Origin of the sequence: Pseudomonas sp. UBA3153 (assembly GCF_002364635.1) — a bacterium.
Taxonomy (GTDB): domain Bacteria; phylum Pseudomonadota; class Gammaproteobacteria; order Pseudomonadales; family Pseudomonadaceae; genus Pseudomonas_O; species Pseudomonas_O kuykendallii.
In genome coordinates this window covers 116955-129146 of the sequence record NZ_DEYR01000035.1, presented here as the reverse complement: position 1 = coordinate 129146, position 12192 = coordinate 116955, and the positions used below count along the sequence as shown (strand labels likewise).

The 12192-nt window shown below is 64.6% G+C and carries 11 protein-coding genes; 7 read left to right on the top strand and 4 right to left on the bottom strand.

The window, feature by feature from the left end; all coding sequences use genetic code 11:
• The first annotated feature begins 175 nt into the window (after window positions 1-175).
• The gene (locus tag B2X67_RS08885) at window positions 176-409 is read left to right on the top strand and encodes a hypothetical protein (RefSeq protein WP_090231356.1); all 234 of its coding nucleotides are present in this window, start codon (window positions 176-178) and stop codon (window positions 407-409) included.
• 101 nt (window positions 410-510) lie between these two features.
• Here the strand turns inward: B2X67_RS08885 and sulA are convergent, their stop codons facing one another.
• Entirely contained in the window at window positions 511-981 is a 471-nt protein-coding gene (gene sulA, locus B2X67_RS08880; RefSeq protein ID WP_282342238.1) for an SOS-induced cell division inhibitor SulA, read from the bottom strand.
• A 12-nt stretch (window positions 982-993) separates the two neighbouring features.
• Window positions 994-1602, bottom strand: coding sequence for a transcriptional repressor LexA (gene lexA / locus B2X67_RS08875; RefSeq protein ID WP_282342239.1), 609 nt, complete (start codon window positions 1600-1602; stop codon window positions 994-996).
• A 231-nt stretch (window positions 1603-1833) separates the two neighbouring features.
• On the opposite strand from lexA, the gene B2X67_RS08870 reads away from it, so the two are divergent.
• From B2X67_RS08870 to B2X67_RS08855, 4 genes are read left to right on the top strand one after another with little or no spacing between them, the layout of a single operon-like run.
• Window positions 1834-2541, top strand: coding sequence for a TetR/AcrR family transcriptional regulator (locus tag B2X67_RS08870; protein ID WP_286785262.1), 708 nt, complete (start codon window positions 1834-1836; stop codon window positions 2539-2541).
• A 42-nt stretch (window positions 2542-2583) separates the two neighbouring features.
• Window positions 2584-3108 (top strand): L,D-transpeptidase, encoded by a 525-nt coding sequence (locus tag B2X67_RS08865; protein ID WP_282342243.1) that lies wholly within the window; start codon window positions 2584-2586, stop codon window positions 3106-3108.
• Window positions 3109-3130: 22 nt separating this feature from the next.
• Entirely contained in the window at window positions 3131-4129 is a 999-nt protein-coding gene (gene nagZ, locus B2X67_RS08860) for a beta-N-acetylhexosaminidase (RefSeq protein ID WP_282342268.1), read from the top strand.
• A gap of 9 nt (window positions 4130-4138) precedes the next feature.
• Complete coding sequence (locus B2X67_RS08855; RefSeq protein WP_286785261.1) at window positions 4139-4882, top strand: S-methyl-5'-thioinosine phosphorylase; 744 nt, start codon at window positions 4139-4141, stop codon at window positions 4880-4882.
• A 68-nt stretch (window positions 4883-4950) separates the two neighbouring features.
• On the opposite strand, the gene B2X67_RS08850 is transcribed toward B2X67_RS08855, so the two are convergent.
• Both B2X67_RS08850 and mfd read right to left on the bottom strand, forming a co-directional pair.
• Window positions 4951-5466, bottom strand: a complete 516-nt coding sequence (locus B2X67_RS08850) for a CsiV family protein (protein WP_286785260.1) — start codon at window positions 5464-5466, stop codon at window positions 4951-4953.
• 47 nt (window positions 5467-5513) lie between these two features.
• Complete coding sequence (gene mfd, locus B2X67_RS08845; RefSeq protein ID WP_286785259.1) at window positions 5514-8957, bottom strand: transcription-repair coupling factor; 3444 nt, start codon at window positions 8955-8957, stop codon at window positions 5514-5516.
• Between the two features lie 156 nt (window positions 8958-9113).
• Between mfd and B2X67_RS08840 the strand changes: the two genes are divergently transcribed.
• Both B2X67_RS08840 and B2X67_RS08835 read left to right on the top strand, forming a co-directional pair.
• A complete protein-coding gene (locus B2X67_RS08840) occupies window positions 9114-10562 on the top strand; it encodes a glyceraldehyde-3-phosphate dehydrogenase (RefSeq protein ID WP_282342250.1) in 1449 nt (482 codons plus the stop codon).
• Window positions 10563-10852: 290 nt separating this feature from the next.
• Window positions 10853-12190, top strand: coding sequence for a Na(+)-translocating NADH-quinone reductase subunit A (locus B2X67_RS08835; RefSeq protein WP_286785258.1), 1338 nt, complete (start codon window positions 10853-10855; stop codon window positions 12188-12190).
• Window positions 12191-12192 lie beyond the last annotated feature (2 nt).

The following is a 12192-nucleotide window of genomic DNA, read 5'->3' as shown; positions in this document are numbered from 1 at the left end:
TGCGGTACTTAACGGTTCCTGTAGGCGACGGCGATCGGAGCCCCGCTTGAGCGCAATGAGCGGCGGTCATCTACAAGCCACAACTGCAGGTACGGGCGTGATGAACGTCGCCTTAGCACTAGGGAGCCATGGTTTCCACTGCTACAATGACGCGCCTTCCATCGAGACCCCTTTCATGCCTACCTCCTTCCTGGAAATCGTCGAACTGCCCGATGGGCGCATTGCGCTGCGCCGCGCCGAGGATGAGGAGGCGCTGGTGGTTCTGGATTTCTCCGAGGATGCCAAAGCGTTCCTGCAGGGCCACCACGTGGAAGTGGCCAAGGCGATGCTGAATGTTGGCGTGCAAATGGCCGGGAAGATGGCCGAAGGGGATTTCGAGCGAGACCAAGAGCCCCGCGTTCTTCATTGAGAAGGGCGAGAGCTGTGCGGTTTTGGTAGAAGCTGCCTAAGCGGGCGCCGGCAGTTAAGCGAGTACGTCGGATCACGACACGTCCCTGTGTCGGCGAAACCTCAACCCAGACGAATGTTCAGGCTCTGCGCGCCACCTTGGCGAGCCGCAGCAGCAAGGCTCGCGCGCGCCGAACGGTCCAGCTGGAGCCAACTGACCACGGTATGACTGCGCCCCAGACGCAGAGCCTCGCAGGTCAACTCCAGCGCGCTCTGCTCGCCGCGTGGCTGGAGCAGCAGAATCCGTTCGCGGTTGAGCCCCGCATCGCGCAGCCAGGCTTGCGTGAGGCTGCCAGGCGGCGCGATCAGCGTGAGCCAGCGTGCGTCGGTTTCCTCGCTGAGTTCGCGCAGCATCGGCGCCAGCAGGTTGAGGCAGTGATTGGCAGCTCCGCGCAGCGATATCTCGCTGAAGGCTTCCGCTTCGTCCAACCAAGGGGAATCCAGCGCCTGGGTCAGCAGGGGGATGGCCGGCTGTGCGAGAAACGCCTCGAACAGCGGCAGTTGCGGGAGGTCAAGCGTCTGCGGGAACTGCATGGAACGTCTCCTTTAGCGGCGAATGACGCCGACACTCAAGCCTTCGATCACCAGGCTCTGTTGTTCGAGATCCACTTCGATGGGCGCGAAGTCGGGGTTTTCCGCGATCAACCAGACCTTGTTGCCCTGGCGCTTGAAACGTTTGACGGTGACCTCGTCATCCAGCCGCGCAACGACCACCTGGCCATTGCGCGCTTCGCGAACCGTGTGCACGGCCAGCAGGTCGCCGTCGAGGATGCCGATGTCCTTCATGCTCATTCCATGCACGCGCAGCAGGTAGTCGGCGCGCGGGTGGAAGAAGGCCGGGTTGATCTTGCAGGACTCCTCGACGTTCTGTTCGGCGAGTATCGGAGCCCCGGCGGCAACGCGACCGATGATCGGCAGCGAGTCTTCGTCCGCCACGGCTTCGCTGCCGGGAATGCGGATGCCGCGCGAGGCTCCCGGCGTCATTTCGATCGCGCCCTTGCGGGCCAGCGCCTTGAGATGTTCCTCGGCGGCGTTTGGCGACTTGAAGCCCAGGGCCTGGGCGATTTCCGCGCGAGTCGGCGGGTAGCCATTGTCTTCCAGGCACTGCTTGATGAAAGCGAGGATCTCGGCTTGGCGTGGCGTCAGTTTCAGCATGGTCAGCGCTCTGGGTTTTTGTACAGTGACTGGAATTATATACAGTGAATCCCCTGTGGCAATCTTTCATTTGCATCCCCGTCGAGCCCGCCTGGCGATGCCTGGATATTGCAAAAGCGCGACGGGCACGGCCAAATGTGACCGGCGCGTCAGGCCAGGCGCGATGCGGCTTGACAGTGGACGGGCTGAAAACGTATGTTTCAAACAAGTGTTTGTCAGGCGATTTGAATCATGGCCCAGTCCGAAACCGTTGAACGCATCCTCGATGCCGCGGAACAGCTTTTTGCAGAAAAGGGCTTCGCCGAAACGTCCCTACGGCTCATCACCAGTAAAGCGGGCGTCAACCTAGCCGCGGTGAACTATCACTTCGGCTCTAAGAAGGCGCTGATCCAGGCGGTCTTCTCGCGTTTCCTCGGTCCCTTCTGCAGCAGCCTCGAGCGCGAGCTGGAGCGACGCCAGGCCAAGCCTGAAGAGAAGGCCAGCCTCGAGGAGCTTCTCGAACTGCTGGTAGATCAGGCGCTTGCGGTCAAGCCCCGCAGCGGCAACGACCTCTCCATATTCATGCGTCTGCTCGGTCTTGCGTTCAGCCAGAGCCAGGGCCACCTGCGCAAGTATCTGGAAGAGGTATACGGCAAGGTCTTCCGCCGTTACATGCAGCTGGTCAACGAGACCGCGCCGCGGATTCCGCCGCTGGAACTGTTCTGGCGCGTGCACTTCATGCTGGGCGCCGCCGCGTTCAGCATGTCGGGGATCAAGGCCTTGCGGGCGATGGCCGAAGCCGATTTCGCGGTGAATACCTCGATCGAGCAGGTCATGCGCATGATGGTGCCGTTCCTAGCCGCGGGCATGCGCGCGGAAACCGGTATCTCCGACGAAGCCCTGGCTGCCGCGCAGATGCGCCCGCGTACCAAGACCGCGGCGCTCTCCGCCCAGGCCTGACCGCGGTGGGCGGGCGAGGGCCGATCGGCTAAGCTAGCGCGCATGCCAAACCTCGATCTGCTGCACATCTCCATCGACGATCAGACGCTCTTCGGGTTTGCCGAAGGGCGCCTCGTGCTGCGTCTGCCGGTTTCCACCGCCGCCAATGGCGCCGGCGAGCGCAACGGCTCCAATTGCACGCCGCGCGGCCTGCACCAGGTTCGCGCCAGGATTGGGGACGGTCTGCCCCTCGGTGCGGTATTGCGGGGCCGACGCTGGACCGGCGAGATCTGGTCGGCGGAGCTGCATGAGCAGTTCCCCGGGCGTGACTGGATTCTCACGCGGATTCTCTGGTTGTCCGGCTGCGAGCCGGGCTTCAACCGCCTGGGGCCGGTCGATACCTTCCGCCGCTACATCTATCTGCACGGCACACCGGACAGCGTCGTCCTCGGTGTGCCCGGTTCCCATGGCTGCATAAGGCTGCGCAACAGCGACCTGCTGGCGCTGTATCCGCGTGTGCCGCTGCATTGCCCCGTTCGTATCGAAGAGGCTGCCCGTCCCGAGTGGATGTCAGCCGAACTCGATTAAGGATTTTCCCGTGACCATTACCCTGCAAGGTTCGCTGATGCTCGATGTCGGCGGCTACTGGCTGACTGCCGAGGACCGCCAGTTGCTGCGTCAGCCGGAGGTCGGCGGCCTGATCATCTTCGCCCGCAACATCGAGCACCCGCGTCAGGTGCTCGAGCTGAGTCGCTCGATTCGCGCCCTTCGTCCCGATCTGATCCTCGCCGTCGACCAGGAAGGTGGCCGCGTCCAGCGCCTGCGTGAGGGTTTCGTACGGCTGCCGGCGATGCGTGCGCTGGCTGCGCAGGCGGATGCCGAAGCGCTTGCCGAGCACTGTGGCTGGTTGATGGCGACCGAAGTGCTGGCGGTGGGGCTGGATATCAGTTTCGCTCCGGTGCTCGATCTGGATCACCAGCGCAGCCAGGTGATCGGTGCACGCGCGTTCGAGAGCGATCCGCTGCGCGCCGCGGACCTCGCCGGCGCGTTCATTCGCGGCCTGCGCGCAGCCGGGATGGCCGCCACCGGCAAGCATTTCCCCGGGCACGGTTGGGCCGAAGCGGATTCCCATGTGGCGATCCCGATCGACGAACGCAGCCTCGAACAGATCCGCGCCTGCGATCTGCAGCCGTTCGCGCGGTTGGCCGGTGAGCTGGACGGGATGATGCCGGCACACGTCATCTACCCCCAGGTCGATGCGCAGCCGGCCGGCTTCTCCCGGCGCTGGTTGCAGGACATCCTGCGCGGCGAACTGGGGTTCTCCGGAGTAATTTTCAGCGACGACCTGTCGATGGCCGGTGCGCATGTGGTCGGCGATGCCGGCGAGCGCATCGAGGCGGCATTGAACGCCGGTTGCGACATGGGGCTCGTATGCAATGACCGCGCGGCTGCCGAGCTGGCGCTGAGCCGTCTGCAACGTCTGCGCGTCGGCCGGCCGGGCAACCTTTCGCGGACGCGCGCGCGCAGCTGGCCCGATACCAGCTATCGCCAGCACCCGCGCTGGTTGCAGGCCACCGCCGCGTTGCGCAGCGCCCAATTGATCGACTAAGGAGCACGCATGACCGTTTACGCCATCATCGGTGGAACTGGCCTGACCCAGCTCGAGGGCCTCGACCTGAGCGTGTCGCTGGATGAACAGACGCCCTACGGCGCGGCCTCGGCGCCGGTCCTGCGCGGCGAGTATGGCGGTCGGGAGGTGCTGTTCCTCGCCCGCCACGGGCATCCGCACCGGCTGCCGCCGCACAAGGTGAACTACCGGGCCAACCTGTGGGCGCTCAAGCAGGCCGGCGCCGAGGCGATCATCGCGGTCAACGCGGTGGGGGGCATCAACCCCGGCATGGGTACCGGGCACCTGTGCGTGCCGCATCAGCTGATCGACTACACCTGGGGCCGCGAGCACACCTTCTTCGATGGCGAACCGCAACCGGTGACCCACATCGATTTCAGCAATCCCTACGATGAGCTGCTGCGCATGCGGCTACTGGAGGCGCTGCAGGCCAGCGGATACGCGTACAGCAACCTTGGCGTCTACGGCTGCACCCAGGGGCCACGCCTGGAAACCGCGGGCGAAATACTGCGCATGGAGCGCGACGGTTGCGACCTGGTCGGCATGACCGGAATGCCTGAAGCCGCCCTCGCGCGCGAACTCGCGCTGCCCTACGCGTGCCTGGCGCTGGTGGTGAATCCGGCGGCGGGAAAGAGTGTCGAGATCATCACCATGGCCGACATCGAGGCGGCGCTGGCCGAGAGCATCGACCGCGTGCGCGAGGTGATCGGCCGGGTGCTGGCGAGCGATGCCTGAGCCGGCGCCGCAATGAAAAGGCCGATGCACTGCATCGGCCTTTTTCGTTGCGCCACTCGGCAGGGCGATCAGAGCGGGCTGACGCGCACCAGCAGGCCCAGGCTGGAGTGGTCCAGGTAGGTCAGTTCGCCGATCTTCAGCCGGCTGGTCTGCTTGAGGTGTTCACTGGCGGCGATCAGGTTCTGCCCATCGAACTGATTGACCCAGAAATCCGCCTCGACATCGACGAAGCGCACCTGCGACAGGCTCAGGGTGCCCTCGACCGGGAAATGCCCAAGCTGTTCGCTGCCGGCGCTCACGGCCACCTTGCTCGGGGTCGCGCCGATGTTCTGCTGCCAGGCCTTGTGCATCAGCACCTGGTAGCCCTTGCCGGCGGTCAGCTTGGCCGCCTGGCTATCCAGCGCACGCGCGGCCTCGCTGCTCAGTGGCGTGGCTCCGGCCGCCCAGTCGTCCGGGGCCGGTTGGCTGGCATCCACCGCCGACGCCTGGCGGAACAAGATCACCTCGACCTGATAGGTGCCGTCGGCGAAGGCCGCCGGGGCGAGGAGGGCGAGCAGCAGCGGGAGCAGGCGAAGCAGCGGCATTGCGAAATCCTTCATGGCGAGAGGCCCGCACGCGGCGGGCCGGGTCTTCAGGCGTTCGGGGCGAGGCGCTCGAACAGCGCCTCCAGGGTGTTGAAGCGCTCTTCCGGTCGCTCCATCGGTACCTGGAACCTGAACAGGGTGGCCCCTTCGAACTTGTAGCGTTTGGGCTGGCTCTGGATCAGCTTGATCAACACCAGCGGATCGACCGCGGTGTCTGCCGCGAACTCGATGCGCCCGCCTTGCGGACCGGCGTCGACCTTCTTGATTCCGAGCTTCTCGGCCTGCAGCTTCAGCAGCGTCAGACGCACCAGGTTCTTGGTCGGTTCCGGAAGCAGGCCGAAACGGTCGATCATCTCCACCTGCAACTCCTTCAGACCATCCTCGTCGGCGGCGTTGGCGATGCGCTTGTAGAGGATCAGCCGCGCATGCACGTCGGGCAGATAATCCTCGGGGATCAGCGCCGGCAGACGCAAATTGATTTCCGGGCCGCCGCCCAGCGGCTGGTCGAGGTTCGGCTGCTCACCCTTGCGGATGGCTTTCACCGCGCGCTCGAGCATTTCCATGTAGAGGGTGAAACCGACCGCCTGGATCTGCCCGCTCTGACCGTCGCCGAGCAGTTCGCCGGCGCCGCGGATTTCCAGGTCGTGGGTCGCCAGGACGAAGCCCGCGCCGAGGTCCTGGGCGTTGGCGATGGCTTCCAGGCGTTTCTGCGCATCGTCGGTCATCTGCTTGCGCGGCGGCGTGAGCAGGTAGGCGTAGGCCTGGTGGTGGCTGCGCCCGACGCGCCCGCGCAACTGGTGCAGCTGGGCCAGGCCGAACTTGTCGGCGCGCTCGATGATGATGGTGTTGGCATTGGGCACGTCGATGCCGGTCTCGATGATGGTCGAGGCCACCAGCACGTTGAAGCGCTTGTGATAGAAGTCGCCCATCACCTGTTCCAGCTCGCGCTCGTGCATCTGCCCGTGGCCGATGCCTATGCGCGCCTCGGGCACCAGTTCGGCCAGGTCGGCGGCGCACTTCTCGATGGTCTTCACGTCGTTGTGCAGGTAGTAGACCTGGCCGCCCCGCAGCAGCTCGCGCAGCAGCGCTTCCTTGATCGTCGGCTTGTTCTGCTCCATGACGAAGGTCCGCACGGAGAGCCGGCGCGCCGGCGGGGTCGCGATGATCGACAGGTCGCGCATTCCGGCCACCGCCATGTTCAGCGTGCGCGGGATCGGCGTGGCGGTGAGGGTGAGGATGTCCACCTCGCTGCGCAGCGCCTTGAGCTGTTCCTTCTGGCGCACGCCGAAACGGTGTTCCTCGTCGATGATCACCAGGCCGAGGTTCTTGAACTTGACGTCCTCGGACAGCAGCTTGTGCGTGCCGATGACGATGTCCACCTGGCCTTCGCCCAACTGCTGCACGGCCTCTCCGACCTCCTTGGCCGACTTGAAGCGGCTCATCACCTCGACCTTCACCGGCCAGTCGGCGAAGCGGTCGCGGAAGCTGTTGTAGTGCTGCTGGGCGAGCAGGGTGGTCGGCACCAGCACCGCCACCTGACGACCGCTGTGCACGGCGATGAAGGCGGCACGCATGGCCACTTCGGTCTTGCCGAAGCCGACGTCGCCACAGACCAGGCGATCCATCGGCTTGGGCGCCAGCATGTCCTCGCGCACCGCCTCGATGGCGGTCTGCTGGTCGGGCGTCTCCTCGAAGGGGAAGCCGGCGCTGAAGGTTTCGTAATCCATCTTCGGATCGTCGAATGCGTAACCTTCGCGGGCGGCGCGGCGGGCATAGATGTCGAGCAATTCGGCGGCGACGTCGCGGACCTGCTCGGCGGCCTTGCGCTTGGCCTTCTGCCAGGTTTCCGAACCGAGCCGGTGCAACGGCGCCAGGGCATCGTCGCTACCGGTGTAGCGGGCGATCAGGTGCAGGCTGGCGACCGGCACGTAGAGCTTGGCTTCCTCGGCGTACTGCAGGGCGAGGAATTCCGCGGCCTGGCCCTCGATCTCCAGGGTGATCAGGCCGAGGTAGCGGCCGACGCCGTGGTCGATGTGCACGACCGGCGCACCCTCGCGCAGTTCGGTGAGGTTCTTGATGACATTGTCGCCATCGTGCTGCCGCTTGTCGCGGCGCCGGCGCTGCATGATCCGCTGGCCGAACAGCGGGCTTTCGGCGACCAGCGCGAGCGCCGGCGTCTCCAGCAGAAGGCCTTCGTCCAGCGGCGCGATGGCGATCGCCAGGCGCTCCTCGCCGGCGACGAAATCGGCCCAGCCCTCGACCTGCTGTGGTTTCAGCTTGAGCCGCGCGAGCAGTTCCAGCAGCACCTCGCGACGCCCGGCGGTCTCGGCAGTGAACAGCACGCGGCCGGAGAATTCGTCGAGGAAGCGCCGCAACGCGCCCAGCGGCTCGCTGGCCTTGGCCTCGATGGCCAGATCGGGCAGCGCCGAGGCGGGGAAACGCTCGCGGCCGACACCGGTTTCCAGATCCTGCTGGCCGGCGACCACCCGCGGCCAGTTCTTCAGTCGGGCGAAGCAATCCTCCACCGGCAGGAACACGTCGGCCGGCGGCAGCAGCGGGCGCTCAGGGTCGACGCGGCGGTCCTCGTAGCGGTTGCGCACGTCGTTCCAGAACTGCTCGGCGGCCTGCTCGATGCCCGGCAGCGAGAACACCTGGGTGTCCTGCGGCAGGTAGTCGAACAGTGTCGCGGTTTCCTCGAAGAACAGCGGAATGTAGTACTCGATGCCGGCCGGGGTGATGCCGCTGGCCAGGTCCTGATAGATCGGGCAGCGGCGGAAGTCGACGTCGAAGCGCTCGCGGAAGCGACCACGGAAATCGGTCACGGCCTTCTTGTCCAGCGGGAATTCGCGCGCCGGCAGCAGGCGGATCGACTCGACCTTGTCGATCGAGCGCTGGGTCTCCGGATCGAAGGTGCGCAGCGTCTCGATCTCGTCGTCGAACAGATCGATGCGGTAGGGCAGCGAGCTGCCCATCGGAAACAGGTCGATTAGCGCGCCGCGCACGGTGAACTCGCCGTGCTCGTAGACGGTGTCGACGTAGCGATAGCCGGCGGCTTCGAGGCGCGCGCGCAGCATCTCGACGTCGAGCTTCTGGCCGACGTCCATCACCAGGCTGGTGCCTAGCAGAAAGCGCGTCGGTGCCAGCCGATGTAGGGCCGTGGTGATCGGTACTACCAGGACGCCGTGCTGCAACTCGGGCAGGCGATAGAGCGCGGCGATGCGCTGGGAAATGATGTCCTGGTGCGGCGAGAACAGGTCGTAGGGCAGGGTTTCCCAGTCGGGAAAATGCAGCACCGGCAGTTGCGGGGCGAAGAAGTGCAGTTCCTCCTGCAGGCGTTCGGCGCTCTGGCTGTCGTTCGTCAGCAGCAGGGTGAAACGTTTGGCGGCGCTGGCGGCCTCGGAGATGGCCAGGGAGAGCGCGGCACCAGGCAGGTTGCCCCAGTACTGCTTGCCGGCGGCGGACGGGAGAAGCGGGAGGCGCAATACAGGCACGTGGGGTCTTGGCTCCGGAGAGAAAGTTGAGCGCAGGGATTGTAACTATCCGGGGCGACGGCTGTCAGTGTCATGGTCGCTGCGATTGCCGGCCGATCTGAGCGTCGGCATAATGTAGCCCCTTTTTACAGCCCCTACATATGGAAGGTACTGCCCGTGAATCAGAAGCCCGACCAGTGTCTTGGTGAATGGATCGATCGTGAGGCTCTTGCGGAAACCATGATTCCGCTGATCGGCCAGCTCTACCGCAACAACAATGTGGTGATCTCCATCTATGGCCGCAGCCTGATCAACCGTTCGGTCATCGAGATCCTCAAGGCGCATCGCTTCACGCGCCACCGCCAGGCAGACGAGACCGAACTTTCGGTCCATGACACCTTCCCGATCCTGAAGACCATGAGCGAGCTTAAGCTGGGCGCCGCTTCGGTCGATCTGGGCAAGATGGCAGCGAAATTCAAGGACGGCAAAGGCGACCGCAGCGTCGAGCAGTTCGTCCGCGAAGAACTCGCCGATGTCATCGGCAAGCAGAATGAAACCCCGCACAAGGGCAAGGACGTGGTTCTCTACGGCTTCGGCCGCATCGGTCGCCTGCTGGCACGCATCCTGGTCGAGAAGACTGGTGGCGGCGAAGGCCTGCGCCTGCGCGCCATCGTCGTTCGCAAGGGCGCCGAAAACGACCTCGCCAAGCGCGCCAGCCTGCTGCGCCGCGACTCCGTGCACGGCTCGTTCTACGGCACCATCATCGTCGACGAAGAGAACAACACGCTCAACGTCAACGGCAACCTGATCAAGGTGATCTACTCCAACGATCCCTCGACCGTCGACTACACCGCCTATGGCATCCAGGACGCGCTGCTGGTCGACAACACCGGCAAATGGCGCGATGCCGAGGGCCTGTCCCAGCACCTCAAGTGCCCGGGCGTGGACCGCGTGGTGCTCACCGCGCCAGGCAAAGGCAAGCTGAAGAACGTCGTCCATGGCATCAACCATGGCCAGATCACCGACGACGACAAGATCGTCTCCGCGGCGTCCTGCACCACCAACGCCATCGTGCCCGTGCTCAAGGCGGTCAACGACAAGTTCGGCATCGTCAACGGCCACGTCGAAACGGTTCACTCGTACACCAACGACCAGAACCTGATCGACAACTTCCACAAGGGCAACCGCCGTGGTCGCAGCGCCGCGCTGAACATGGTGATCACCGAGACCGGTGCCGCCACCGCTGCGGCCAAGGCGCTGCCGGAACTGGCCGGCAAGCTGACCGGCAACGCGATCCGCGTGCCGACGCCGAACGTCTCCATGGCGATCCTCAACCTGAACCTGGAGAAGGGCACCAGCCGCGAAGAGATGAACGAGTACCTGCGCTACATGGCGCTGTATTCGGATCTGCACAACCAGATCGACTTCGTCAATTCGCCGGAAGTGGTTTCCACCGACTTCGTCGGTTCGCGCTACGCCGGCGTGGTCGATGCCGAAGCCACCATCTGCAGCGATAACCGTGTCGTCCTGTACGTCTGGTACGACAACGAGTTCGGCTACAGCTGCCAGGTCGTTCGCGTGATGGAAGACATTGCCGGGGTCAATCCGCCGGCGTTCCCGCGCTGATACAGCACCTTGCCTGATACAAAACGGGAGCCTTGGCTCCCGTTTTGCATTTCTGCAGCCGGAATTGCGTCCGTCGTCGATTTTTCGTGCTCTCCGACAGGATCGAAAACACCATTCGGCGGCTTTTGTAGCATTTCTTCTCGGCATCTTTGTTAGAGCGAAGCTATCATCGGGCGCTTTTTAATGGCTGGAACCCCACCGGCACCATCGCCGATGGGGAGTCAGCCGCGCTTTAACGCACGTTCTGCGATGCGTGTAATGCTTTGAAAAAAATGGAATTCAGGCCTCCCATGATTACGATAAAGAAAGGGTTGGAGCTGCCCATCGGTGGCGCGCCAGTACAGCGCATCGAGCCTGCTAGACCGGTACGCAGTGTCGCTGTGATAGGTCCGGACTATCACGGCTTGAAGCCGAGCATGGCTGTTCAGGTTGGGGACCAGGTGCAACTCGGCCAGGTCCTGTTTTCGGACAAGGCATCGCCTGGCGTGAGTTTCACCGCCCCGGCAGCTGGTGTGGTCAGCGCCATTCATCGTGGTGAGAAGCGCGTTCTGCAGTCGGTGGTCATCGATGTTGAGGGCGACGATGCGGTGCGTTTCGAGGCCTACCCGGCCGAGCGGCTCGGGCAGCTCGAGCCCGCGGAAGTGCGTCGCTTGCTGCAGCAGTCCGGTTTGTGGACGGCATTGCGAACCCGCCCGTACAGCAAGGTGCCGGCAGTCGACGCGACGCCGCATTCGATCTTCGTCACGGCCATCGACACCCATCCGCTGGCGGCAGACCCGCTGCTGGTGATCGGCGAGCAGCCCGAGGCGTTCGCCAATGGTCTGGTCGTTCTGACCCGTCTGGCCGGCGTCCATCTGTGCAAACGTCCGGGTGCCGAGTTGCCCGGCGAGAGCCTGCCCGGCGTGCGTGGAGAGGCGTTCGCCGGTCCGCACCCGGCTGGACTGGCCGGCACGCATATCCACTTCCTCGACCCGGTGAGCAGCGCGAAGAGCGTCTGGAGCCTGGGCTATCAGGACGTCATTGCCATCGGCAAGCTGTTCGTCGATGGCCGCCTGTGGACGGAGCGCGTGGTGGCGCTGGGTGGCCCGGCCGTGGAGCAGCCGCGGTTGCTGCGGACCCGCCTGGGCGCAAACCTCGACGAGCTGACCGCTGGCGAGCTGCATCCTGGTGTCAGCCGGGTGATCTCCGGTTCGGTGTTTGGCGGGCGCACGGCCCACGGCGCCTTCGCCTTTCTCGGCCGCTATCACCAGCAGATCAGTTGCCTGGCCGAAGGGCATCAGCGCGAGCTGCTGCATTACCTGCGTCCGGGCCGTGATCGCCATTCGGTGCTGAATATCTTCGTTTCGCGGTTGTTCAAGAGTGGCAAATTCACGTTCACCACTTCGACCAACGGTAGCGCGCGGGCGATGGTGCCGGTAGGCAACTACGAACAGGTGATGCCGCTGGACATCCTCGCGACCCAGTTGCTGCGTTCGTTGATCGTCGGTGATACCGAGATGGCACAGAAGCTTGGCTGTCTGGAGCTGGATGAAGAAGACCTGGCCCTGTGCAGCTACGTCTGCGCCGGCAAGTACGAGTACGGCCCGATTCTGCGGGATAATCTGACACGCATCGAGAAGGAGGGCTGACC

Coding starts and splice junctions, on each gene's coding strand:
- B2X67_RS08850 (WP_286785260.1), bottom strand. CDS start 5,466: ATGCCGCTGCTTCGCCTGCTCCCGCTGCTGCTCGCCCTCCTCGCCCCG.
- lexA (WP_282342239.1), bottom strand. CDS start 1,602: ATGCTGAAACTGACGCCACGCCAAGCCGAGATCCTCGCTTTCATCAAG.
- B2X67_RS08865 (WP_282342243.1), top strand. CDS start 2,584: ATGCCAAACCTCGATCTGCTGCACATCTCCATCGACGATCAGACGCTC.
- sulA (WP_282342238.1), bottom strand. CDS start 981: ATGCAGTTCCCGCAGACGCTTGACCTCCCGCAACTGCCGCTGTTCGAG.
- B2X67_RS08870 (WP_286785262.1), top strand. CDS start 1,834: ATGGCCCAGTCCGAAACCGTTGAACGCATCCTCGATGCCGCGGAACAG.
- B2X67_RS08885 (WP_090231356.1), top strand. CDS start 176: ATGCCTACCTCCTTCCTGGAAATCGTCGAACTGCCCGATGGGCGCATT.
- B2X67_RS08855 (WP_286785261.1), top strand. CDS start 4,139: ATGACCGTTTACGCCATCATCGGTGGAACTGGCCTGACCCAGCTCGAG.
- B2X67_RS08835 (WP_286785258.1), top strand. CDS start 10,853: ATGATTACGATAAAGAAAGGGTTGGAGCTGCCCATCGGTGGCGCGCCA.